23 protein-coding genes are annotated in these 23857 nt (G+C 63.4%); 10 read left to right on the forward strand and 13 right to left on the reverse strand.

All coding sequences use genetic code 11. The annotated features are described in order from the left end of the window. Nucleotides 1-27: 27 nt before the first annotated feature. The 4 genes from ABIB95_RS02980 to ABIB95_RS02995 form a co-directional block, all read right to left on the reverse strand. A complete protein-coding gene (locus tag ABIB95_RS02980; RefSeq protein WP_071915112.1) occupies nucleotides 28-1233 on the reverse strand; it encodes a beta-ketoacyl-ACP synthase in 1206 nt (401 codons plus the stop codon). Beyond that, nucleotides 1230-1700 (reverse strand): 3-hydroxyacyl-ACP dehydratase FabZ family protein, encoded by a 471-nt coding sequence (locus ABIB95_RS02985; RefSeq protein ID WP_063983966.1) that lies wholly within the window; start codon nucleotides 1698-1700, stop codon nucleotides 1230-1232. Before ABIB95_RS02985 ends, ABIB95_RS02980 begins: the two co-directional genes overlap by 4 nt. 10 nt (nucleotides 1701-1710) lie before the next feature. Next, nucleotides 1711-1998: an acyl carrier protein gene (locus ABIB95_RS02990; RefSeq protein WP_007592476.1), complete on the reverse strand. Its 288-nt coding sequence runs from the start codon at nucleotides 1996-1998 to the stop codon at nucleotides 1711-1713. 208 nt (nucleotides 1999-2206) lie between these two features. Then, nucleotides 2207-2548 carry a hypothetical protein gene (locus tag ABIB95_RS02995; RefSeq protein WP_063983965.1) on the reverse strand — a complete coding sequence of 114 codons (342 nt, stop codon included), beginning with the start codon at nucleotides 2546-2548 and terminating at the stop codon, nucleotides 2207-2209. 338 nt (nucleotides 2549-2886) lie between these two features. On the opposite strand from ABIB95_RS02995, the gene ABIB95_RS03000 reads away from it, so the two are divergent. Next, on the forward strand, nucleotides 2887-3516 hold the full coding sequence (locus tag ABIB95_RS03000; RefSeq protein ID WP_063983964.1) for a ParB-like protein: 630 nt from the start codon (nucleotides 2887-2889) through the stop codon (nucleotides 3514-3516). Nucleotides 3517-3531: 15 nt separating this feature from the next. Here the strand turns inward: ABIB95_RS03000 and ABIB95_RS03005 are convergent, their stop codons facing one another. Further along, nucleotides 3532-3687: a hypothetical protein gene (locus ABIB95_RS03005; protein WP_166352319.1), complete on the reverse strand. Its 156-nt coding sequence runs from the start codon at nucleotides 3685-3687 to the stop codon at nucleotides 3532-3534. 276 nt (nucleotides 3688-3963) lie between these two features. Between ABIB95_RS03005 and ABIB95_RS03010 the strand changes: the two genes are divergently transcribed. Next, complete coding sequence (locus tag ABIB95_RS03010) at nucleotides 3964-4107, forward strand: hypothetical protein (RefSeq protein ID WP_166094525.1); 144 nt, start codon at nucleotides 3964-3966, stop codon at nucleotides 4105-4107. 43 nt (nucleotides 4108-4150) lie between these two features. Here the strand turns inward: ABIB95_RS03010 and ABIB95_RS03015 are convergent, their stop codons facing one another. Further along, nucleotides 4151-4354 (reverse strand): hypothetical protein, encoded by a 204-nt coding sequence (locus tag ABIB95_RS03015; protein ID WP_354237860.1) that lies wholly within the window; start codon nucleotides 4352-4354, stop codon nucleotides 4151-4153. A gap of 162 nt (nucleotides 4355-4516) precedes the next feature. On the opposite strand from ABIB95_RS03015, the gene ABIB95_RS03020 reads away from it, so the two are divergent. Both ABIB95_RS03020 and ABIB95_RS03025 read left to right on the forward strand, forming a co-directional pair. Then, a complete protein-coding gene (locus tag ABIB95_RS03020; RefSeq protein ID WP_354237861.1) occupies nucleotides 4517-5248 on the forward strand; it encodes a Crp/Fnr family transcriptional regulator in 732 nt (243 codons plus the stop codon). A 139-nt stretch (nucleotides 5249-5387) separates the two neighbouring features. After that, the gene (locus tag ABIB95_RS03025; protein WP_166094532.1) at nucleotides 5388-5555 is read left to right on the forward strand and encodes a hypothetical protein; all 168 of its coding nucleotides are present in this window, start codon (nucleotides 5388-5390) and stop codon (nucleotides 5553-5555) included. A gap of 32 nt (nucleotides 5556-5587) precedes the next feature. Here ABIB95_RS03025 and ABIB95_RS03030 read toward each other — a convergent pair whose 3' ends face one another. From ABIB95_RS03030 to ABIB95_RS03050, 5 genes are all read right to left on the reverse strand, one after another. After that, a complete protein-coding gene (locus ABIB95_RS03030) occupies nucleotides 5588-6085 on the reverse strand; it encodes an MgtC/SapB family protein (RefSeq protein WP_354237862.1) in 498 nt (165 codons plus the stop codon). After that, complete coding sequence (locus ABIB95_RS03035) at nucleotides 6082-6663, reverse strand: peroxidase-related enzyme (protein WP_354237863.1); 582 nt, start codon at nucleotides 6661-6663, stop codon at nucleotides 6082-6084. The genes ABIB95_RS03030 and ABIB95_RS03035 overlap by 4 nt, the downstream gene beginning before the upstream one ends. Before the next feature lie 110 nt (nucleotides 6664-6773). Further along, on the reverse strand, nucleotides 6774-8555 hold the full coding sequence (locus tag ABIB95_RS03040) for a di-heme-cytochrome C peroxidase (protein ID WP_354237864.1): 1782 nt from the start codon (nucleotides 8553-8555) through the stop codon (nucleotides 6774-6776). A 273-nt stretch (nucleotides 8556-8828) separates the two neighbouring features. Then, complete coding sequence (locus ABIB95_RS03045) at nucleotides 8829-11723, reverse strand: ATP-binding protein (RefSeq protein ID WP_354237865.1); 2895 nt, start codon at nucleotides 11721-11723, stop codon at nucleotides 8829-8831. 248 nt (nucleotides 11724-11971) lie between these two features. Continuing rightward, nucleotides 11972-13561 (reverse strand): ATP-binding protein, encoded by a 1590-nt coding sequence (locus tag ABIB95_RS03050; protein ID WP_224580704.1) that lies wholly within the window; start codon nucleotides 13559-13561, stop codon nucleotides 11972-11974. Here ABIB95_RS03050 and ABIB95_RS03055 point away from each other — a divergent pair. Further along, the gene (locus ABIB95_RS03055) at nucleotides 13560-13778 is read left to right on the forward strand and encodes a hypothetical protein (protein ID WP_231144588.1); all 219 of its coding nucleotides are present in this window, start codon (nucleotides 13560-13562) and stop codon (nucleotides 13776-13778) included. The genes ABIB95_RS03050 and ABIB95_RS03055 overlap by 2 nt on opposite strands. 370 nt (nucleotides 13779-14148) lie before the next feature. Beyond that, a complete protein-coding gene (locus tag ABIB95_RS03060; protein WP_354237866.1) occupies nucleotides 14149-15117 on the forward strand; it encodes a catechol 2,3-dioxygenase in 969 nt (322 codons plus the stop codon). Between the two features lie 156 nt (nucleotides 15118-15273). Here the strand turns inward: ABIB95_RS03060 and ABIB95_RS03065 are convergent, their stop codons facing one another. Together ABIB95_RS03065 and ABIB95_RS03070 are read right to left on the reverse strand one after the other, a co-directional pair. Further along, nucleotides 15274-18801, reverse strand: a complete 3528-nt coding sequence (locus tag ABIB95_RS03065; protein WP_354237867.1) for a molybdopterin cofactor-binding domain-containing protein — start codon at nucleotides 18799-18801, stop codon at nucleotides 15274-15276. Next, entirely contained in the window at nucleotides 18801-19283 is a 483-nt protein-coding gene (locus tag ABIB95_RS03070; RefSeq protein WP_028159320.1) for a (2Fe-2S)-binding protein, read from the reverse strand. The genes ABIB95_RS03065 and ABIB95_RS03070 overlap by 1 nt, the downstream gene beginning before the upstream one ends. Before the next feature lie 250 nt (nucleotides 19284-19533). On the opposite strand from ABIB95_RS03070, the gene ABIB95_RS03075 reads away from it, so the two are divergent. The 4 genes from ABIB95_RS03075 to ABIB95_RS03090 all read left to right on the forward strand — a co-directional run bounded on the left by ABIB95_RS03075 (nucleotide 19534) and on the right by ABIB95_RS03090 (nucleotide 23767). Next, the gene (locus tag ABIB95_RS03075) at nucleotides 19534-20991 is read left to right on the forward strand and encodes a 6-hydroxynicotinate reductase (RefSeq protein ID WP_354237868.1); all 1458 of its coding nucleotides are present in this window, start codon (nucleotides 19534-19536) and stop codon (nucleotides 20989-20991) included. After that, nucleotides 20988-21884 (forward strand): UPF0280 family protein, encoded by an 897-nt coding sequence (locus ABIB95_RS03080; RefSeq protein WP_354237869.1) that lies wholly within the window; start codon nucleotides 20988-20990, stop codon nucleotides 21882-21884. The genes ABIB95_RS03075 and ABIB95_RS03080 overlap by 4 nt, the downstream gene beginning before the upstream one ends. Before the next feature lie 15 nt (nucleotides 21885-21899). Further along, a complete protein-coding gene (locus tag ABIB95_RS03085; protein WP_354237870.1) occupies nucleotides 21900-22484 on the forward strand; it encodes an amino acid synthesis family protein in 585 nt (194 codons plus the stop codon). 80 nt (nucleotides 22485-22564) lie between these two features. Further along, nucleotides 22565-23767 carry an ABC transporter substrate-binding protein gene (locus tag ABIB95_RS03090; RefSeq protein WP_354237871.1) on the forward strand — a complete coding sequence of 401 codons (1203 nt, stop codon included), beginning with the start codon at nucleotides 22565-22567 and terminating at the stop codon, nucleotides 23765-23767. Nucleotides 23768-23857: the final 90 nt, after the last annotated feature.

Genomic DNA, 23857 nt, shown 5'->3' on the forward strand with positions numbered 1-23857 from the left:
AGAGCATCCGCCAAAGCGCGACGCGCTTCAGCTTACGGCCTCGACCAGAGCCATGCCCTCGCCGCGCCAGTGTCCGGCCCCCACCACCACAATCTGGGTGGGCGCGCCCTGCATTTCAATCTCGGTCCCGGTGGAATCGTTCGGCGGGAACAGCGCACCGCGCGAGATCGACAGCGCCGCGAGCGCGATGCCAAGCGGGAATTGCGTTTCCATGGCGTGGCCGAACATCGTGCCGGTCGAACGCACCGGGAAGTCAGCATGGCCCTTCAGGAAGCCGCGCTCCTCTGACGTCGCGGGCTCCGCGCCGGTCGCGCCCGATATGATCGCGCCCTTGCCCTCGCGCCTGGGCAGCTTTTCCCAAAGCTTCTCCAGCGTCGCGGCCGTGTCGCCGGGTTGCTTGCGCCGGGCGAGGTCGGCAACGACGCTCGACAGCTTTGCGAACGGCTTTGCGCCGCGCGCTTCCGCGTGCGCCTTCGATTCCAGCACCAGGAACGCGCCGGCAGATCCCAACGCGAAACCGGGGTGATCCTTGCGCGCCCACACCGGAGCAAACTTGTCTTTCAGGTTGAAGTCGCCGAATTCGTAGAGGACCATCAGGTCTTTGCGCTCGCCATTGTGGGAGCCGCCGATCAGCGCGATGTCGCTCTCGCCCGAGGCGATGCGCGCGAGCGCAATGCGCGCCGCATCGGCACCCGCGACCTCTTCGCCCATGAAAGTGCGCGAGGTGCCGCCGAGACCGTGCACGATGGCGATGTTGCCGGCGAGCAGGTTCGAGAGCTGGGCCAGGAACAGCGTCGGCCTGAGATCGCTCATCAGCCGTTCGTTGAGGAAGCCGGGCGCATTGGCGCCCTTGACCTCGGCCGTGAGCACGCCGGAGTCGACATTGAGGTCGCGCTCGCCGCCGCCGGCGGCCACCACCATGTCGATCTTCGACAGGATGTCCTTGTTGCCCTTGATCCCGGCGGAATCGAGCGCAAGGCCCGCGGCATAGGTGCCGATGCGCTGCCAGGCTTCCATCTGGCGCTGGTCGCCCTTCTTCGGGATCTGGCTGTCGAAGGTCACAGGCATCAGGGGATGCACGATGCAGGGCGCAAAGCCCTTCTCGTCGACATTGATGCGCTTGTCCTGAAGCGCGGCCCAGTTGGCGTCCAGGCCTTCGCCGAGCGAGGTGGCGAGGCCAATGCCGGTGATCCAGACTTCCGTCTGGCCGGGCTTCAAAGCAGTGTCAGTCATGGCGATCCGGCCTGTTGCGGGAAGCCGACGCGTTTGGCGACCGCGTCCATGAAGCCGCGCATATCCGCATTGGGGAAGGGGATCTGCGTGAAGGTGAGCGTCGAATTCGCGCGCAGCTTACCGCCGACCTTGATCTTGGCCTCGGTCACCGCATAGCCCGAGCCCTGATGCGACAGGGTCGCCTCGATGGTCATGAGATCGCCGGGGAAGACCGAGCCGCGGACCTTGGCCTCCTTGACGGCGGCCAGGATCGGCATGCGCTCGAACTTGAGCACGCCGAGCTGAAGCCAGCCCGAGGCCTGGGCCATCGATTCGATCAGGAGCACGCCGGGCATCAGGGGATAGCCTGGGAAGTGCCCCTCGAAGATTGTGCTCTCCTTGGGGACCAGGGCTTCGACGACAATCGTCTTCGCGTCGACGTTGAGGTCGACGACGCGATCGATCATGTGGAAGTATTCGAGTTGCATGACCGCGCGCTTAGGCGCTCGCGCCCTTGGCCGCAACCAGTTCGTCGATGCGGGCGCACAGATTTTTCAGCACGAAATACTGCTCGGTGGTCGCCTTGCCGTCGTTGACCTCCTGGGTCCATTTTTCCAGCGGCAGCTTGATGCCGAACTGCTTGTCGATCGCGAACGCGATGTCCAGGAAATCGAGGCTGTCGATGCCGAGGTCATCGATGGCGTGGCTATCCGGCGTGATCGTGTCGCGCGGGATGTCGCAGGTTTCAGCGATGATCGTAGCGACCTGATCGAATGTGGAGGACATCACTAAGCCTTTGATATATTGCTGATATTTGTCTGAGGTTCCAGAGTGGAACGGTGGGTGGGCATCGCGCCCCGATGACGCCCTCAACCCCCCCTCTGGCCGGGTCGAAAGCCCGTATATCGGAGCGCCGCCCTGAGTTCAATGGAGCCGGGCGGCCCCGGCGACAGGGCTGGGGATGCCGTCGGCGGCCTTTTCACCCGGGGGGTGCCTAGATATGGGGCGTCGTGATCTTGGCGCAGTCGCGGCGGCCCATCAGCACGCAATCCTGGGTGCGGCGCAGGTCGGCAATGCTCACCGCGAGCCAGATCCCGATTGCGGTCAGCGCGATGGTGAAGGCGAGCGCCGCGATATTGGCGAGCATGCGGTGGCGGAAATTGTCCGGTTCCGGGCGGGGCTTCTCGTAGCGCGACAGGTCGAGCGGCTCGGGCGCGACGCGCAGCGGCTGCACGGTACCGCTGCCCCGTTGGACCGGTGGGGGAGACGCGTTGCGCGGCCTGAACTGGAGCACCCGGTGCTCGTCATCCGAGCTGATGGGCCGCTGTGTTTTCATGGTGCGGGGATCACTCCGAAGCAGCGGTTTTTAGATAGCATACGCCGTGAATGCCTTGCAGAAAATCTTCTCAACGCGCACGTGCATTGCGCTTTCGCACTATCTTGCATGGCATATTTCCGGAACGGCGCGCGAGCGAACGCGGCGCCGGCTGTCAGGTCGGTGACAGGAAGCGGAGGTTGCGTTGCAACAACACCGCCGAAGCACGCATCGCCGGCTCTCGTGAACATCTGCTTGTGATCTCCGCGGCCGGATCGAACGCATTTTGCCACCGCGGGGCCCGTGGCATAATCAAGGGAACCGGACCACCGGTTGCAACCATGTGAGGGGCCTTCATCATGACCACCACCAACGCGCGCGAACCGAGAGTGCATCCGGTGCCGATCCTGTCGCTCCGGCCGACGCAGATGACGGTCGGCATGCGCGAGGTCAAGGAGAAGCGCAAGCGCTGGCGCGAGCACGGCAAGAAGAAGCAGGCCGACCTGCTCGGCAATCACATGATCCCCGTCGTCTACGGACCGGACCAGCGCTACTACGTGATCGACCATCATCATCTCGGCCGCGCATTGCACGACGAGGGCGTCAAGGAAGTGCTGGTGACCGTGGTCGGCGACCTCAGAATGGTCGAGCGCGAGGCTTTCTGGGGCGTGATGGACAACAAGCGCTGGGTCTATCCTTACGATTCCAAGGGCGAGCGGCGGCCGTTCCGCGATCTGCCGAAATCGGTCGTCGATCTCAAGGACGATCCGTTCCGGAGCCTTGCCGGCGAGCTCCGCCGCATGGGCGGCTTCGCCAAGGACACCACGCCGTTCTCGGAATTCCTGTGGGCCGACTTTCTGCGCCGGAAACTGACGCGCAAGGCAGTCGATGCCAATTTCGACAAGGCGCTCGAGAAGGCCCTGTCCGCGGCCAAGAGCAAGGACGCTATCTATCTGCCCGGCTGGTGCGGGCCGGCGGATGACGATTAGGCGCAACCGCTCGCATCAGTCGCGCTGAAAGATCTTGGCGCCGGGGTAGACGCGCCGGGCGTAGCTCACGACCAGCGCGCGGTCCTGGGTTGCCAGGAAGGGCGTTCGGATCTGGCACGAGCCGACGACGAGGTGCCACAGACCATTGAGCTTCCGGATAACGACGTTCATTTGAGCAATCCTCGATGACTCCGCATTGCTGCGAATACTGCTTATCGCGGCAGTCTTGCGATTCATGATCGTAGCCGCCGGCGCGAAATTCCCGGCACCGCTCGCGACCGTCGCAAGACAACGACGATGATTATTAGTTGGTTACGGCGCGGCGGCCCGAGAAGCCGGATCTCATCACAGCCGCTTGAGCGAAGTCATTTTCCGCAGGGATGAAACCGTCCTGAAACAGAGCCACCCCATCTCTGTGGGGTAGTCGAGCTCACACAGGAGGCCGAGATGCGCCGTCTGGTTTTCGTAATCGCCTTGCTCGCAGTCGCCACAGCAGGAATCTCGGCATCGTTTGCCGCAGTTCGCCACGCCAAGACGCTGACATTCTCCGAGCGCTTTGCTCCGGCGCTCGAGTTGATGGCGCAGCGCTAGCGGTGTAGCGCCTCGCAGTCGCCGCTACGCAACGGTGGGACGATCACTTCTGGTCCTGCGGGCCGGGTGAGGACAGAAGGCGTTCGATCTCCGCGGCTGCCTCGCCGTCGCGCGCCTTCTGCAACAGTGTGTGGCGTTCGGTGCCGGCGGGCAGCTTCTTGGCCGCGGCGCGGGCGTCCTGCGTGAACCTGTTCAGGCGCTCCTGGAGTGACAGGGCCGGTCGCGTGCGGTTGCGTTTCTTGGTCATGGCTGGACCTTTGCGGCGCGAAGCCAACCATGGGGAGGCGAGTGGCGTCCTTAACTTTTGTTGGAACCGGGGGCGTGGATCGCGGGTTTTTCATTGCAGCGGCGCCTCTGCGCCAGGGATTGCAGTACAGGTCCCATCTCATACCAACCGGAGCTAGCTCGCGTGCCCAGCGATACGATCCGTGCTGCGCTTGTCAGGCGTTTGCGTACATCTTCCGGCATCTCGGACGACGACGTGAAGGAGATCGAGGCGCTCCCGATTGCGGTTCGTCAATATTCGGCGGAGGCGCCCGTGGTGCGCGACGGCGAGCGCGCAACCGATTGCTGCCTGATCGCAGATGGCTTCTGTGCGCGTTCCAAGACGATAGCAAGCGGCAAGCGTCAGATCCTCTCCATCCACATCCCCGGCGAGATCCCCGACCTGATGAGCCTGTTTCTGCACGTGATGGATCACGACCTGTCGACGCTGACGCCGTGCACGCTCGGCTTCATCAGTCACGAAACGCTGCGAAAATTGCACCAGCGCAGTCCAAGCGTCGCCGAGATGTTCTGGCGAGACACCCTGATCGACGCCGCCATGTTCCGCGAATGGATCGTCAATGTCGGCCAGCGTCCCGCGCCCGCAAGGCTTGCCCATGTCATGATCGAGCTGCGCGAACGCCTCCGGGTCATCGAGCGTCTTGACGGCAACAGCTTCGAGATGCCGCTGACCCAGGAGCAGATCGGCGAAGCTCTGGGAATCACCGGGGTGCACGCCAACCGCGTGATCAAGCAGTTGCGGCAGGAGGGCATCGTCGAGCTGCACCGCGGCCGCGTCACGGTGCTGGACGAGTGGAAATTTCTGGAACTTGCCGATTTCGACGGCCGTTACCTGCATCAGTCGCCAATGCTTTGAGGCGCGCAGGCGACTTGACCTACCGCAAATTCGTATCGGTGCAGGGCGCTATGGTCCGTCGGCATGATTGCCGAACCGGTGTTGCCTGAATGTCGAGGGCGCAGGTGGCTCCGAGTCATGCTGACCCGGAGGCATCACCGTGAGCGCAATTTTTCGCATTCTCTTCATCGTTGCCGGTGCCATCACTGCGCTGTTCGTCGCGCGCGATGCCCTGAATTTCACGATCATCCAGACCTTCGTTGCCGTTCTGCTCGTCACCGCCATCGTCGGTGTCGGAAGCTTCTGGAGCCAGCGACGGAAAACGTGACGGATGTGAGAGCCGCGTGCTGGCGCAGCCGGCTAGGTCCGCGGCGGCGCGTCCGGAGACGTCTCCGCGGTGTGCGTATCCTCCTTCCCGCCGAGCACGCGGTGCAACCGTCGCTCGATGTGGCGGCCCACCGTCAGCAGCACGAAGGCGAGCGCCAGCGCGACGGTGACGATCTTCCATTGTCCGGCGCCGCAGACGATGCCGATGCAGGCCGCGAGAAAGGTGCAGGCGGCGCTGGTCAGTCCGCGGACGCGAAATCCCATGCTTTGATGCACGATGACGCCGGCACCGAGAAAGCCGATGCCGGTGAGGATGCCCTGGATGACGCGGCTGGTGGCATCGGCGACCTTGGTTGGCTCGGCGAGCTGCAGGGCGAGCAGAACCACGGTCGCCGTGGAGAGCCCGACGATGCCGAGCGTCTTCAGCCCGATCGGCTTGCCGTGCAGGTCGCGGTCGAGGCCGATCGCGCCGGCGGCGACGGTCGCGGCACCGAGACGAGCAAGGATTTCGGACCAGTCGAGCTCCGTCATTTTTTCGGCAAGCGCCCCATCAGGTAAAACTCCTCGTTCGGCCTCATGCCGGTGAAGTTTGCCAGCCGATTGGACAGCGCGAAGAAGGCGGAGATTGCGGCGATGTCCCAGATGTCGTCGTCGCTGAAGCCGTGCGGTGCAAGCGCCGCGAAGTCCTCCTCGGAGACGCGCTGTGCGTCGGCCGAGACCTTCATCGCGAAATCGAGCATCGCCTTTTGCCGCGGCGTGATGTCGGCCTTGCGGTAGTTCACAGCGACCTGGTCGGCGATCAGCGGGTTCTTGGCGCGAATGCGCAGGATCGCGCCGTGCGCGATCACGCAATACTGGCACTGGTTGGCCGCCGAGGTCGCGACCACGATCATCTCGCGCTCGGCCTTGGTGAGGCCGCCGTCCTTCTCCATCAGCGCGTCGTGATAGGCGAAGAACGCGCGGAACTCGTCGGGCCGGTAGGCCAGCGTCAGGAACACGTTCGGCACGAAGCCGCTCTTCTCCTGTACGGCGAGCAGGCGCGTGCGGATGTCGTCGGGGAGCGTGTCGTGGGCGGGTGCGGGGAAGCGATTTGAGGGAGGAGGGGACATGACGATGTTCCGGAGCTCTCGGGGAAACGCGGAACATAGTCGATCGCAGTCCTTCGCGCAAAGCGCTTGCGCGGACTACTTCCTAGCTAGCGCAGACAGAGTCGAGGCTCTCAAAGAGTCTTCAAATATTCGAGGAGTGCCTTCTTTTCGTCGTCGCTCAAGCGGGTGCCATAGTCATGCCCGCATCGGCTGTTTCCTGAATTGAGGTCATTGCAATCGGTGACCGGACGATTTGGCCCCTCTTGTGTGACGTCAAGACCAACATTCTTGATGTCGTATCTCGCGCCAACTTTGAATTGTGACATACGCTTCGCAGGCGGTACGAGCAATTCCGCCAATGTCGGCACCGAGCCGTTGTGCAAGTAAGGCGCCGCGGCCCAAATTCCCTCCAGCACGCGAGCTTCATACTTGCCTCTTTTGAGGGTGCGCTTGAAAAACGTCCAAGGCTCGATCGTCAGGCTTTCCGGCGGTCCCGATGGTTGCGCGCTGGGCGGTTCGGCGGAGGCCCGTGCCGGAGCCGGTGACGCTGGCAGCGGAGACTTGGACGCGGTGCGTGCCACTTGCCCGTTGCGAGGCAAGGAGGAGCCAAAGCCGTCACCGGCACCGAGCTCGCTCCCCAGAGACAGCTTATAGTTCAGAATCGTACCGGCGACTGCGCTGAACATCATGTGGACGGCGTAATCCTCTTCCTCGAGATCCCTGGCGACCCCCGGGGTGCCTGCTCCCTTCAGCGCGCCGGTCTTCACTCTCCAACCGAGCTCATCGAATTGACGAGTGTCGGTGCCGACGTTCTTGAGCGGCGTCTCCCACGTCGTAGCAAACAAGTCACGCAGGGCGTGTATCTCCTTCTTCTCGTGACACCCGTCACTGCAGTGTCTTTGGTAGAGTTTTTGACCTTCGTCAGCCAGTTTCTTGTCGAAAGGCCATTCCCGTGGCCATTTTGGCGGACCCATCTTCAAGACCAGTTTCTCGAGTCTTTCCAGCCCATCGAAGTTGATGGAGTTGGCGTAGTCGAAGAATAAGCCGAGCGAACGCTTTTTTGGTTCGAAGTTGGCGAACGCCAGAGCCTGCCCGGTGTTCCGGGCAAGTGCAAAAACGCGGTTTCCATTCGACACAAAACCGGCCCAGTCGGTTTGGTTCTGCATCGGTGTATTCCACAGGAAAGGATACCGCACCGGAGCGTCGGCAATCCTCATGTTTTCCTTGATCAAAAAATCAGGCGGCGGCCCAACGTCGGTGCCGGATATGCGGTTGAAGATGATCCCGATCGCGTCCAGACGTCCGGGGCCCCAACCAACTGGCGGCAATGTACCGGTCACGAATGCATGAACGCGCCGGTGCCATGCATCAACCCTCTGACGTAGTGCGGCAACATCGGCAGCAGAAGGTGTCGCAGGTTGGGAGACGGCCGCAGCAAATGCAGCGAATGCCGTGTCGCTGGCGGTTACGTCTCCTACCGCCTTGTCCAGGTCGCTCAGGAACTCCTGGAAATCCATAAAGGCCGGACCGCCATCGATGCGGTACGTCTTGCCCTCCACTTCAACCTGCCGCGTGTGACACGCGGAGCATGTTATCCCGACCATCGGGGAGTCTGCGGGACCTGTGGTGTGGAGGCCGACGGGGAGGTTGGCATTATTGCCCGGATTCGGGAGAAAGCCGTATCGGGTCAGACCATCCGAGAGGAACGGTTGTCCGTCCTTCGTTTTCAATGCGCGTAGCCAGGTGAGTTTGATTAAGCGGGAGCCTTGGTCGCGCGTGTAGTAGTCAGCCCTGTCTTCCGCTGTCCATGTCGGGCCTTGGTCGACATATATTGGATCGCCGAGAGCGGTCTCAATTCCCGAATTTGCGGCGACGACCAGCGCAAAGCGAATGAGGAAAGCGACACGACCCATCGCATGACCCTCCGTGAACTACAATTGAACCACCTGTTTTCTCAAAATCAGAATCTGTGGAGATATGCGCAGCTCGGCGAGACGCAGCTCGCCCGGTAGCGACGAGAGCTGTCAGAAATAGCCGCCGGATGCTCGAGATTGTACTTCTTGGCAAAGTCCCGTCAAGGTCGTTGCTCCGGGTCGAAGCTCCGGATTGCATGCCACGCCCGTTGAGCGCGGCGAGCCCGCGAAACGGGCCCGGTGAACTGGTGTGTCTCGACACGAGCGGCCTTGCTAAACCGCGAGCCGGGATCCGTCCCAGGCAACAATGCCAAACTGATCGCAAATCGCGTGCATCTCGGCGAGATCCTCAGCGACGCGGGCGGTGCCAGGCTTCGCCTCGGCGAGCAGTCGCACCCTCAAACCAAGACATTCGACAATCAGCCATGGGTTCCTGATGGTCCTGGCGATGGAAAGAGCGTCATCCAAGGCGCTCAGGCCACGTTCGGATTTCCCGTCCCGAACGAGAGCCTCAGCGTAACCCGCATAGAGAAGGCAGAGCTCGATCTGGCCTGTCCGCAGATGCGTGCCGCTCTCCATACAAGCGTCTATCAGGTCGACGGCCTGATGTGCCTGGCCTGTTCGTGCCAGAGCGGTCGCCATTGCTCCGGTCAGGTTCGCCTTGCTGGCATCGTAGCCGTTACGTTCGACGATCTCCCTTGCAATCGACAAGCATTCCACAGCCTGGTCATTTCGATGGAGCATGAGGAGATTTCGTCCCATCGTAATGCGGGCGAGCACTTGCCCATATGAATCCTGTTCGCGAACTGCGATCTCCAATGCACGCAATGCGAATCCGAGCGCCTCCGCATATTGACCTGTTGCATTCATGAACCAGCTCCTGAATGCCAAAACCGTGCATTTTGGACCGGCCGGTGTCCCGAGACGGGCAGTCTCGAGTTCTCCTGTGAGCATTTCATTCAGTTCGTCCATCGCCGCAATCGCGCGATGGACGTGGCCCATGCTGTGCAACACATTTGCCATGATGGTCTGATTTGAAAATATGAGTGCGGTCGATTTCAGCGCTCGAGCCGTTCTCAATCCCTCGCTCGTTATTTGCAGCCCTTCTTCATACCGGCCCTCAAACCAGTAGACCATCCCGAGTTGCGACTGGACGCTGCACACGTGAGCAATCCTGCCTTGGCGCCGCGCCAGCTCCAACGTTCGTGGCAAATGCATATTTACTTTTTTGAATTCGCCGAGTTGCAGCATCGAAGCGAAGCTCATTCGACCGAAGTCGACATATTTTTCTTCGGCGGCTTCCCCAAGACGCTCGATGAGCTTGATCGCCCGGTCGTATATCAAACTGAGCGATGAGGCTGCGGCGTTCCGGCGCGCTTCGACGGCGGCGTCCCAGAGATAGCCAAGTGCAGCATCAGCATCTCCGGATTCCTCTGCATGAAAGGCCAACTGTTCGTAACGACCATCCAGATTCGGGTAGCGCCGAATGATCGCCTGGACAGCGGCCTGGTGGATTTCCAGGCGCCGGCCACGCGGTATCGTGTTTGCACAGGCCTCGGCGATGATCTGATGCCGGAAACGCACGGAGTTACCCGCAAGCGGATGAACAAAAGCAAATCGGGCAAGCTCGAACAACGCAGTCAGCAGCTCGCCTACGTCCACGCCGAGCACCGTCGTAGCCAATTGGATTTCGACCTCCTCTCCCAGCAGGCTGAGCGTCTGCACGAATGCCTTCAACTTCGGAGAAAGTCGTTGCAGCCGCGCATGAATCACGGACTCGACGCTCTGAGGCAGCGAATGTTCGCTCGTTGCGTTCGTCGCGTCCGCCGAACGCAAGAACTCTTCCAATACGAAGGGGACGCCGTCGGCGCGATCGATGGCTCTCGCAAACACGGTCGGGGATCGAGTTTTCGGCCACAATTGGCGTCCCAAAGCCTCCATGCAGGCCCGCGACAGCGGTTGTAGATGAATGAGCGAGTCCGCAATCTCCATGGACTGGTCTGATGATTCCGGACGTCCGGTCAGCAATATGCAAAGCGGCTTTGGGGTACTTGCGCGCGCGAGCAATTTCAGGAAATGGCGGCTTTCCGGATCGATCCACTGGAGGTCTTCGATCAGCAAGAGAGTTGGTCTATCAAGCGCCGATGCGAGGAAGGCATTGACAAGTGCACGTGCAATTTGCGTTTGCGTATTGTCGGTCAATCGTTGGCGAGAGGACGCTTTTCCGGCGATGAATAGGGCTTCGAGCTTTCTGCGATCGGCTGCCTCGACGTGCAGTTTCGCGAGAGCCTCACGAATATGTGCATCCGAAGATGAGCTGTTTGCAGCGAGCATGTCGCCCACCAAGGTGCGGGCGGCGGCGAATGCGGTGGCACGTTTCTGTACGCCGCCATAAAAGACGCAGCATCTCACGTCGGATGTCAGTGCCTCGGTCATTACGGCTGTCGCAAGGCGGCTCTTGCCGATACCTGGTTCGCCCAGCAGGGTGACGGAGCAGCTTTTGCCGCCCGGGCGCGGGAGGAGCTCCCGAAGCGCCGCAAGTTCGTCGACCCGATTCACGATCGGATTTTGATAGCGGCTGGCGATTTCGTTGTGATCGACATCGTCCGGCCGGGCATTCAGCGTGTAGGCCTCGATGACCCGATCGGAGATTCCCGAAGTCGTCCTGTGTGCCGTAAGGCCGAGTGGCGATCGGCACAGCTTTGCGGTTTCGGCGCTAACCCTGATCTCGCCTGCCGCTGCTTCCTGCTGCAGCTTGGCAGCAACGTGCACGGTCGCTCCGGCAACGTCGAAGCGGGCGATGGCATTTTTGCCGCCTATGCGTAAGCCGACCAGGCCGGAGTGAAGTCCGACGCGAAAATTGACCGGATCTCCCCTGGGGCCGGTCGACTGGCTATGACTCTGAATGTCCCAGGCTGCGATGCACGCACGATCCGCATGATCCTCATATGCGGTTGGCCAGCCGAATATGGCAATGCCACCGTCTCCCGCATAGTGGACAATCTGTCCCCCGAGACGCTCCACGGAGCTGCGGATGTGATCCAGCCACTGGTCCAAAAACGTTTGAGCTTCATCGGGGTCGCAAGCCGCGATGTGGCGAGTTGAACCCACCATGTCGACGGCGAGCACCGTTATGATGTTACGATCCGCAATATTGGCACCGCCCACGGACATCCTCGCGCCCCGCGTGCTCAAACCGGCTCCAAAAGGCAAGGGTAGCACGAAGGACAAGCCTTGGGCTATCCGCGAGACGCGGCCTCGAGCCGCGATATCCGGGCATTCCCCGTCTTTCACGACTGTCCGCTGTTCGGGAAATTCCAGAGGCGATCGTGATTGAATCGAGGGGCCGCGGCGTACTGGATGCCCCGGTCAAGCCGGGGCATGACAGCGGAATTTGCCGAAGCGGTGTCCGTTCCTTACCGCAGTGGCTTCTTCAGCAGCGAGAAGCGATCCGGGTCCAGCCCCATCGAGGGCTGCAGCATCGGCGCTTCGGCGGTCGCGAGCGTCTTCGCGGGCGGCTGCGAAAACACCGGGTCGTTCGGCACGTCGCGCTGCGAGGTAGCGCCGCGCCAGCGCTCGAGCACAGCGCCGACGAAATGCATGTCGTGACCCGAGGTGACGGACGGCACGCTTGAGATGGTGGCTTCGCCGCGCGGCAATTGGTGCGGCGGCACCTCCTTGAAGCGCAGGCGGGTCGGCAGCGCGACGCCTTCGCCGAACGCCAGCACCTCGCGGGTGCCGAGCGATGGCACGAAGGACAGCAGGTTCGCGGCGGCATCCGACACCGCGGCGCGCAGCAGCGCCTGGTCGCGCTCGTTGGCCAGACGCATCGTGAATAGCGTGTTGCACTGGGAGATGATGGTGGCGTCGAGCTCGGCCGGACGTTGGGTGATGAGGCCGAGATAGACGCCGTATTTGCGGCCTTCCTTGGCGATGCGCGACACCGCCTTGCGGGTCGGCCCGAATCCGACATTGCGGTCGGCGGAGGCGTAGCGGTGCGCCTCTTCGCAGACGAACAGCATCGGCGACACGCCGTCGCTCCACAGGCCGAAGTCGAAGGCCATGCGGCACAGCACCGAGACGACGGAATCGATGACCTCGGCCGGGAAGCCGGCGAGCTGCATCACCGTCATCGGCTTGCCGTTGGCGGGCAGGCGGAACAGATGGCTGATCACCTCGGCCATGGTGTCGCCGCCGACATTGGCGTTGTCGAACATGAAGGCGTAGCGCGGGTCGTTGCGGACGGCCTCGATGCGCGAGATCAGCTTGTGATAGATGATGCGCGAGGAGCGGTTTTCCAGCTTGCCCATGCGCTCGTCGATCAGCGAGATCAAATCGACCAGGCGGTATGGTACCGGCGTGTCGACGGTGAAGCCGACCTGCTTGGGATCGATGCGCTTCAGGCCGAGCCGATCGGTGTTCTGATACTGGGTGTAGATGCCCTTGGCGATCGGGATCACCTCGGCGAGGACGTCAAGCTCCTCGGGCACGCCGGCGCGGCCGCCGAACAGCACGTCGACGATTTCTTCGAAGTTGAACAGCCAGAACGGCAGCTTCAGGTTCCGCGGGTTGAGCACCAGCGCGCGGTCGCCGAAGCAGCGGCCATATTCGTTGTGCACGTCGAGCAGGAAGATGCGCAGGTTCGGGCGTGATTTCAGGATCTCGTTGAGCAGCAGCGACACGCCGGTGGATTTGCCGACGCCGGTCGATCCCAGCACCGCGAAATGCTTGGAGAGCATTTCCTCGACGTCGACATAGGCGACGACGGAGCGGTCCTGCTGGAGGAAGCCGACATTGATCTGGTCCGATCCGGTCGGCGCGTAGATCGTGCGCAGCTCCTGGCTCGTGATCAGGTCGACGGAATCGCCGATGGTCGGATAGTTGGTGACGCCGCGCTGGAACTTGGCCTTGTCGGCGGCATTGTGGATTTCGCCGAGCAGGTCGACCGACGCGATGGCGATGTAGTCGGAGCTCGAGAGGTTCTCGCAGGACACCTCGGTGATCATGGCGACGATCACCGAGCTGGCGCAGCGGATGCTGACGAAACGGCCGACGGTGGCCCGAATTTCTGAGACCGGCATCTGGCTTGCCGCCAGCAGCCCGACCCGGGCGAGCGACCCGCGTACTGAAATCACGCGTCCGAAGGATGTCACGATGAATGAACCTGGCATGAGCAAGGGGTTTAACCCTGACTATGCGTGCCGCGGCTGGACAAACGGTTAAACGGCAGGCGCGGGGGCTTTGTTAAATCTGCGACAATTCGGTTGAGAGATTTGCTCCTAATGCATACTTGCGGGCGGAATCGGTAGGGGAATGCCGCTTTTCTAGGCCGATAGGCCCGACAGCGCTTAAGGAAGATTTTACCATTCGGCCAGTCGGTCCGCCGTTCGGGGGATGGAGGTCATCCCGGCTGGCGCGTCACTCGATCCGGGCGGCCATGTTTTGATTTGTTGACGTGACCTAATCATTTGTACATTAGTACAAATGAACCTGCGGCCTGGATGCCGCCCCCCGTACGCTCGAGCGCGTTTGCAGCCTTGCGTCCGGTTGCGCGATCCGGTCCGGCGGATCGCAGCCACGCCTGGAGGAAAGTATGCAGCCCGAACCAATCCTCGATCTTGCTCATCTCGGCCACATGGAGCTGCTGACGCCGAAGCCCGACGAGAGCCTGAAATTCTTCGTCGACGTCATGGGCATGACCGTGAGCGGGCAGAAGGGCGAGTCGGTTTACCTGCGCGGCTGGGACGATTACGAGCGCTATTCGCTCAAGCTCACGGCGTCGAAGACATCAGGCATGGAGCATATGGCGCTGCGCGCGCGCAGCCAGCAGGCGCTGGAGCGCCGCGTCGCCGCGCTGAAAGGCTCCGGCTTCGACATCGGCTGGATCGACGGCGACATGGGGCAGGGGCCGACCTTCCGCTGCCGCGATCCTGATGGCCACATCGTCGAGCTCTATTACGAGACCGAATGGTACCAGGCGCCGCCCGAGCTGAAGCCGGCGCTGAAGAACCAGGCGCAGCGTTTTCCGGCGCGCGGCGTCAATGTCCGCCGGCTCGACCATCTCAATTGCCTTGCCGTCGACATCAAGGCCAACCGCGAGTTCTTCGAAAACTATCTCGGCTGTCGCCTAACCGAGCAGATCGTGCTCGACGACGGGCGGGAAGCGGCGATGTGGCTGACGATGTCGAACAAGAGCTACGACTTCGCCTATTCGCTCGACCATTCCGGCACGCCTGGTCGCTTTCACCATGTCACCTACGCGCTCGACAGCCGCGAGGAGATTTTGCGCGCCGCCGATATCTTCCTGGAGAACGGCGTGCACATCGAGACCGGCCCGCACAAGCACGCGATCCAGCAGACCTTCTTCCTCTATGTCTACGAGCCCGGCGGCAACCGCGTCGAGGTCGCCAATGCCGGCGCGCGCCTCATCCTCGCGCCCGACTGGAAGCCGATCGTGTGGACGGAAGAAGAGCGCAAGAAGGGCCAGGCGTGGGGATTAAAGACGATCGAGTCGTTCCACACCCACGGCACGCCGCCGGTGGACGCGAAGAAGCACGGCTAGAGTTGTACCTCTGACGTTTCACTCGGCGTCATTCCGGGGCGCCGCGAAGCGACGAGCTATGATGCGCAATTGCGCATCTGAGAATCCATAACCCCGGCTGGTGATTATGGATTCCGGGCTCCCTCGCTGCGCTCGGGCCCCGGAATGACGGAACGTCTAGTGCACCGACGATCGCACCCGCGCGATCGTCTCGCGGACGCCGGTCCAGGCCGGCTTGTCCGGCGCGAACTGCTTGCGCAGGAAGCTGACGAGTTCTTCGACTTGCGCGTCGCTCATGCTGTTCTTGAACGCCGGCATGTAGCCGAGATCGCTCGACACCGGCTCGGCGATGCCGTGCAGGACGACCTGCACGAGATTGTCCGATGTGGCGCTGTGCAGATTGCTGTTGAGCGCCAGCGAGGGCCGAGTTCCGAACAGCGGCAGGCCGCCGACCTCGTGGCAGACGGCGCAGGCGCCCTGATAGAGCCGCGCGCCGGTGGAAGGCGCCACCGTGACCTGCGTTGTGCTCTCAAGCTTTGCGGCAAGTGCATCCTGGCCCTGCGTATCGATCGCGGTGTCGTTGAACGAGTTGAGATAGACCGCCATCGCGCGGATGTCGGGGTCGGGCAGGGCTTTGAGGTCCTTGACGATCGGCGCCATCGGGCCAGCCGCGATGCCGTGATAGCGCGAATGGCCGGTGCGCAAATAGGCGAACAGCTCGTCCTCGCTCCATGGGATCGGTGCGCGTGAGAGCGAGGTCAGCGCCGGCGCTTCCCAGCCCTCGGCAAAGCCGCCGGCGAGATAGGCTTCGCGTTGCTCCGCGCCGAGCGCGTTGCGCGGCGAATGGCAGGCGCTGCAATGGCCAAGGCTCTCGACGAGATAGGCGCCGCGGTTCCACTGCTCGGATTTGGCGGGATCGGGCTTGAATTCTTGCGTGTGGTGAAACAGCGCATTCCAGCCCGCAAGCAGCGGGCGGAGGTTGAACGGGAAGGCGAGCGCATTCGCCGGCGCCGTGGCGCGAACCGAAGGCTGGGTCATCAGGTAGGCGTAGAGGGCCTGCATATCGGCGTCGCTGGTCTTGGCGAAATGGGTGTAGGGGAAGGCGGGGTAGAGCTGCCGTCCGTCGCGGTGCAGCCCGTCGCGCATCGCACGCTCGAAGGCGGGATAGGACCAGGCGCCGATGCCGGTCTCGGCGTCGGGCGTGATGTTGGTTGAGTAGATCGTGCCGAACGGCGTCTGAAGTGCGCGGCCGCCGGCGTTGGGCACGCCATTGAGGCTGGTGTGGCACTCCGCGCAATTGCCGAGTGCTGCAAGCTGCTCTCCGCGCGCGATCGTCGCCGCGGAATAGACCGAGGCATCAGGCCGCGCGATCGGCGCGATGGCGCGTCCGGGCAAGAGGGCCGCGCCGACGCCGATCGCCGCGGTGCAGACCGCCGCAATCGTTGCGAAAATGCCGACGCGCTTGGCGAACGGATTCTGCCAGATGCGGGACGGCTGCGGCGCAGCGGGCGCGGGCAACGCCTGCGGTATGGCTGCCGCGTCGCCGTGCAATCCCTTCAGGATGCGTTCCGGCGTGAACGGCGGCTCGCGAAAGCGCACACCGGTGGCATCAAAGATCGCGTTGGCGATCGCGGCTGCGCTCGGCACCGAGGCGGACTCGCCGACGCCGAGCGGCGGCTGGTCCTGACGCGGCAACATCAGCACGTCGATCTTGGGCACGTCGGGGAAGGGGATGATCGGATAGGCGCCCCATTCGCGCGCCGTCACCGCGCCGCGCTCGAACGAGACCTCCTCCATGAGCGCGCGGCTGGTGGACTGGATGACGTTGCCGTGGATCTGGTGGCGCACGCCGTCCGGATTGATCATCAGGCCAGAGTCCTGCCCGGCGACCACGCGCGTGACGCTGACATCGCCCGTCGCTTTGTTCACGGCAACGTCGGCAACCCAGGCCGACCACGCCGCGCCATAGCCCGGAAACTTGCTGTGGACATAGAGCGCATAGGCAAAGCCGCGCCCGTGCACGATCTCGCCGTCTTTCTCCTCGCGCACGGGGCGTGGCGTCCAGCCCGCGCGCTCGGCCACCGCGTTGACGAGATCGATGGCGCGCTGGTCCTTCAGGTAGCGCAGGCGGTATTCGATCGGATCGACACCGGCCTCGGTCGCGGCCTCGTCGATATAGGATTCATGCGCGAACGTGTTCGGCAGGGCCGAGACACCGCGAAACCAGGACGCGCGCACGATCGGCGCCATGTCGTGGGCGACGACGCGCACGTGGTCGTAGTCGTAGGGCGGAATCGCGGTGCGGTCGCCCATCTGGAGCACATCGGCCACCGGCGAGATTCGCCCCGTCAACAGCAGCGCCAATGTCGGCGCAGCGTTAGAAGGGTAGCGCGTGGCGAGGTCGTAGCCGGCGACGCCGCCGTCCGCGTCGAGCCCGCCATTGACGTCGATGAGCTGCGCGGTGCCTTTGGGCTCCCAGGCGTGCTCCTGCTCGCGCGTCAGCTGCACGCGTACGGGGCGGCCGACGGCGCGCGACAGCAGCAGCGCGTCCGCGGTGACGTCATCGGCGCAGTTGCGGCCGTAGCAGCCGGCGGCCTCCAGGCGGATCACCTCGATCTCACTCTCGGGACGCTCGAGCAGGAGCGCAAGGTCGCTGCGCAGCACATGCGGGTTCTGCGTGCCCGACCAGACGCGGATGTTGCCGTCCTGGACATCGGCGACTGCGCAGGACGGCCCGATCGAGGCGTGCATCTGGTACGGCCACACATAAGTGCGCTGCATCGGCTTGGCCGCGCCTGATATCGCCTTATCGACGTCGCCCTTGTCGATCAGCGTGCGCGGCGTCGATGGATTGGCGCGCAGCGCGGTCTCGACGTCGGCGAGATCGGTCAGATGAGGCGTCGACTTCCAGCGCACCGCCAGCTGCTCCGCCGCGCGGATCGCGTTCTCCTCGCGCTCGGCGACCACGCCGACGAAATCGCCGATACGCACGACGGCAATGATGCCGGGAATGTCGCGTACCGAGGACTCATCCACCGCGATCAGGCTGGTGCCGACGAACGGGCCGGCATCGACGCCGGCATAGGGCGGGCGCACCACGCGGCCGTGCAGCATGCCGGGCACCCTAATGTCGTGCACGAAAGTCAGCTCGCCGGTCGCCTTGGCCGGCAGGTCGACGCGCGGCGTCGACTGGCCGACGATGGCGTAGTCGCCAACGGGCTTGAGCGCGACGTCGTCGGCAAGCTCGAGGCGAATGGTCTCGCCGCCGATCAGTTCGCCATAGCTGACGCTGCGGTTGCGCCCGCGCACGAGGCCGTCTTCGATCTTGAGGTCGCTGGCCGGCAGCTCCAGCCGCTCGGCTGCGCGCGCGATCAGAAAGTGCCGCGCCTGGGCGGCGGCCTTGCGCAGGGGGACGGCGGTGATCTGGATGGTTTCGCTGGCGATCGTCGCGCCCTGGTTCGGCACCACGGCGGTGTCGCCGAGCACCACGACGACGCGCGCAAAGGACACATCCAGCTCTTCGGCGACGATCTGGCCGAGTGCGGTGCGGATCCCGGTGCCGAGATCGACATGGCCGTTATAGGCCGTGACCGATCCATCCGCGGTGATGCGGACGAAGGTCTCGGACGTGACTTCGTCCACGGTACGGACGACAACGAGCGAACCGGATTGCCGCTCAGCTCCGTTCGAAAGAGGGGAGGCCATCAATCAACGGCCTCAGTGATCTGGCCGGATGCGCGCATCACCGCGCGCAGGATCTCGACATGCGTGCCGCAGCGGCAGAGATTGTAGCGCAGCGCCGCGAGCGCCTCCTGCTCGGTCGGCTGCGGGTTGATCGCGAGCAACGCCTTGGTGGTCATGATCATGCCGTTGAGGCAATAGCCGCATTGCGCGGCCTGCTCGTCGATGAAGGCCTGCTGCACCACGTCCGGCTTGTCGCGCGTGCCGAGCCCTTCGAGCGTCAGGATGTCGCGGCCTGCGCAGCCGCTCACGGGAATCACGCAGGAGCGCGCGGCCTGCCCGTCGATCAGGACAGTGCAGGTGCCGCATTCGCCCAAGCCGCAGCCATATTTCGGACCGTTGAGCGCGAGATCGTTGCGCAGCACATAGAGCAGCGGCGTCTGCGGCGCTGCCGTGATCTCGTGGATCCTGCCATTCACGGTGAGGCGGATCGGTGTCTGCGTCATCCTCGTTCCCAAGCCCGTGGCCATGTGCTCGTCAAAACCTACGTCGCGACGATACCGTTTGTACACAAACGTGCAAGCCGCGCATGCCGCACTGCAGCGCGACTGCCTTCTTTGTGGACAGAGCGGATAGGCAAATGGGGTTTTATGCGGCAGCCGCATCTTTTGCGCCGCACCGCCGCTTGACAGCCTTCGGGAGGGCGCGCAACATCGTTCGTATACGAATGATAACCGCAGTCGGCTGGCTTTGGACATGGTGACTGAAACGACGAGCGCCGCCATCGACAAGATCCGTTGCGATGCCTGTCCGGTGATGTGCTACATCAAGCCGGGCGCGGCGGGCGCCTGCGACCGCTATGCCAATCACGACGGCAAGCTCGTCCGCGTCGACCCGCACGTGATCCTGGAACGCACCGTCTCGCATGGCGGCAAGCTCGTTCCGTTCAGCCGCACCGAAGACTGGGACGGCAAGATCGTCCACGAGCCCTCTACCTTTGTCACCGCGATCGGTGCGGGCACGACCTATCCCGACTACAAGCCTGCGCCGTTCATCGTCTCGTCCGAGATCGATGGCGTCGACATGGTGACTGTCGTCACCGAGGGCATCTTCTCCTATTGCGGCATCAAGGTGAAGATCGACACCGACCGCTATCTCGGCCCGGAAACCGCGACCGTTCGCGCGCAGGGCGAGGCGGTCGGCCACGTCACGACAAGCGAATACGGTTCGCAGATGCTGTCGCTCGGCGGCGTGCATCATCTCACCGGAGGCTCCAAGAAAGAGGGCCGCGTCACCTGTGACACGCTGATGGATCTCGCCAATTGCAAGGCGGTCGAGCTGACCATCGACGGCGGCGCCAGCGTGGTGGTGCAGGCCGGCCAGCCGCCGATCGTCAACGGCATGAAGGAAGAGCGCATGCGTGTCGGCTGCGGCTCGGCGACGATCGGCATGTTCGCCAAGCAATGGCACGGCAAGGTCGACGAGGTCGTAGTCGTCGACGACCACATCACCGGCGTGCTCTCGGAGCACCAGGCCGGCAAGCTGCTCGACATCGCCGACACCGGCATCAAGATGAAGGGCCGCCGCTCGACGCCGGGCCGCTATTTCCAGGTCGCCGATCCCGGCACGGGCTGGGGCGGCACCAACATCTCCGATCCGCTCGCGATTCTCGGACCGTTCGATGCCAAGGAAGCCAAGCCTGGTCTCTCCATGCTGATGGTCTCCACGACCGGCGAGCACTCGTCTTACTATGTGCTCGACGAAGCCCTGAAGCCGGTCGAGACCGAGATGCCTGATGACCTGAAGTTCTCGGTCGAGCGCATCCAGGAGAATTGCGAGCCGGCGCTGTGCACGGTGTTGTTCATGGCGGGTGCCGGCGGCTCCTTGCGCGCGGGCGTCACCGACAATCCGGTCCGGCTGACGCGTTCGGTGAAGGACGCGCTGACGCGTGTCACCAGCGGCGGCGCGCCGGTTTATGTCTGGCCGGGCGGCGGCATCACCTACATGGTCGATGTGACGCAGATGCCCTCAGGCGCGTTCGGTTATGTTCCGACGCCGGCGCTGGTCGCGCCGATCGAGTTCACGATGAAGCTGACCGACTACGCCGCGCTCGGCGGGCACATGGATCATGTGAAGCCGCTGTCCGAGGTGCAGAACGGTGACGACGTCCGCCAATTGCCATGGCAGAACCCGATTCCGGGGCGCTGGGCATGACCAGGCTCCCGCAAATCGCATTGCTGTCTGGTGGCCGGCGGCTGCATTTGCAGGATGGACCGATTGATCTGATCGTGGAGGCGAGGGGGCGCGCGGACGCAGTGCGTGCGGCCTATGAGGCGGCGGCGCGGCGTTTCACCGGACTGCTCGACGAACTCTGCGCCGAACTTCCGGAACTGCGGACGGCCGCTGAGAAGCAGGCTTCGCTGAAGGGCGTGGTGGCGCGTCGGATGCACGCTGCTGTCGCACCCTATGCTTCCGATTGCTTCATTACGCCGATGGCCGCGGTTGCCGGCAGCGTGGCGGAGGAGATTCTTGGCGCCGTCCTGGGCGCTGCGGCGCTCGATCAGGCCTATGTCAACAATGGCGGCGATATCGCGCTGCATCTCGGCGAGGGCGAGCATTTTTCGGTCGGCTTGATGGATCGGCCTGATCGTGACGGCGTGCTGCTCAAGATGAGGGTCTACTCAGGTGATCCCGTGCGCGGCATCGCGACCAGCGGGCGTCACGGCCGCAGCTTTTCGCTCGGCATTGCCGACGCGGTCACGGTGCTGGCTGCCACCGCATCGCAGGCCGATGCGGCCGCGACGGTCATCGCCAATGCCGTCGATCTGCCCGGGCATCCCGGCATCATCAGAAAGCCTGCGAACGAGCTTCAGCCCGACAGCGATCTCGGCGCGCGTCTCGTCACCCGCGATGTCGGTGAATTGTCGCAGAACGAGGTCGCGGCCGCACTGGAATCTGGCGCGGAATGTGCACGGCAATTGTTCGATCGCGGATTGATCGAGGGTGCCGTGTTGCAGCTTTGTGGTGATATGCTTGTCATCGGAACCAGGGATATGGAAGAGCAACGAACGCGCCCGCGCATGCTGGAGAACGCGGTCTATGCCTGAACAGGGAAGCGAAACATGAGCGCGATCATCCGCAAGATCGTCACCGTCGTCGAAGAGACGCAGATGGAAATGGGTCGCCAGGTCTCGCCGCCGACGCGGCGCGCCGCGGCGATTGCCGTGATCGAGAACCCCTTTGCCGGCAAATATGTCGAGGATCTGTCGCCGCTGATCGCCATCGGCGAGGAGCTCGGCGATCTCCTGGCGAAGCGCGCGGTGGCGGCGCTGGGCATCGATGGCGCGAAGGCGCAGAGCTACGGAAAGGCCGCGGCGGTCGGCGAGAACGGCGAGCTGGAGCATGCGGCGGCTATCCTGCATCCGAAGATGGGCGCTCCGGTGCGCAAGGTTCTGAGCAAGGGCGCGGCGCTGATCCCGTCGTCGAAGAAGCGCAGCGGCCCCGGCACGACGCTGGACATTCCGCTTGGTCACAAGGACGCCGCCTTCGTGCGCAGCCATTTCGACGGCATGGAGGTGCAGATCAACGACGCGCCGCGCGCCAACGAGATCATGGTCGCGATCGCCGTCACCGATAGCGGCCGTCCCTTGCCGCGCGTCGGCGGGCTGACGGTTGCGGAAGTGAAGGGTGAAGACGGTTTGAAATAGAGTTTGAACCGGGGAGGCGGGCATGGCTTCTCCGACAAGATCACGCTGAAGACGTAGAGAGTTCAAAACTGGAGGTTGGGATGCGAGCGAGAAACACTTTTGTGGGCGCGGCCTTCGCGCTGCTGGCGGGCGGCATGGCTCATTCGGCCGTGGCGCAGGAGATCAAGATCGGCGAGATCAACAGCTACTCGCTGTTGCCGGCGTTCACCGAGCCCTATCGTAAGGGCTGGCAGCTCGCAGTCGAACAGGTCAACGCGGCCGGCGGCATCAACGGCAAGAAGCTCGTCGTCGTCTCCAAGGACGACGGCGGCAAGCCGGGCGATGCGCAGACCGCTGCCAACGAGCTCGTCTCCAGCGAGGGTGTTGCGATGTTGACGGGTACGTTCCTGTCGAACATCGGCCTCGCCGTCAGCGACTTCGCCAACCAGAAGAAGGTGTTCTTCCTCGCGGCCGAGCCGCTGACCGATGCCATCACCTGGTCCAAGGGCAACAAGTACACCTTCCGTCTGCGTCCCTCCAACTACATGCAGGCGGCGATGCTGGTGGAAGCAGCCAGCAAGCTGCCGGCCAAGCGCTGGGCGACCATCGCGCCGAACTATGAATACGGCCAGTCCGCGGTCGCGGTGTTCAAGAAGCTGATGTCGGAGAAGCGTCCTGATATCCAGTGGGTCGACGAGCAGTGGCCGCCGCAGGGCAAGATCGACGCGGGTCCGGTGGTGCAGGCGGTTGCCGCAGCCAATCCCGAAGCGATCCTCAACGTCACCTTCGGCGCTGACCTCGTGAAGCTCGTGCGTGAAGGCAACACCCGGGGCCTGTTCAAGGGGCGCGAGGTCGTCTCGTTCCTGACCGGCGAGCCCGAATATCTCGATCCGCTCAAGGACGAGACCCCGGAGGGCTGGATCGTCACCGGCTATCCCTGGTACTCGATCAAGACGCCCGAGCATGACGCGTTCCTGAAGGCCTACCAGGCCAAGTACAACGACTATCCGCGCCTGGGCTCGATCGTCGGTTACCAGACCATCAAGGCGGCCGCTGCGATCCTGGCGAAGGCCGGCTCGACCGATCCGGAGAAACTGATCGCCGCGGCGGAAGGGCTGTCGATGCCGTCGCCGTTCGGCGAGATCACCTTCCGCAAGATCGACCACCAGTCGACGCTCGGTGCCTATGTCGGCAAGACCGCGCTGAAGGACGGCAAGGGCGTGATGGTGGATTCTTCTTACAAGAAGGGCTCGGACTATCTGCCGAGCGACGCCGAAGTCGATAAGCTGCGTCCGAAGGATTGATGTGAAGAGGAACCGGGGCCTCGTGGTTCGAGACGCGCGGCGTTGCCGCGCTCCTCACCATGAGGGTCCCGGACCTCATCCTGAGGAGGC

The organism is Bradyrhizobium sp. LA2.1 (genome assembly GCF_040547725.1).
In the GTDB taxonomy this organism is placed as follows: Bacteria; Pseudomonadota; Alphaproteobacteria; order Rhizobiales; family Xanthobacteraceae; genus Bradyrhizobium; species Bradyrhizobium barranii.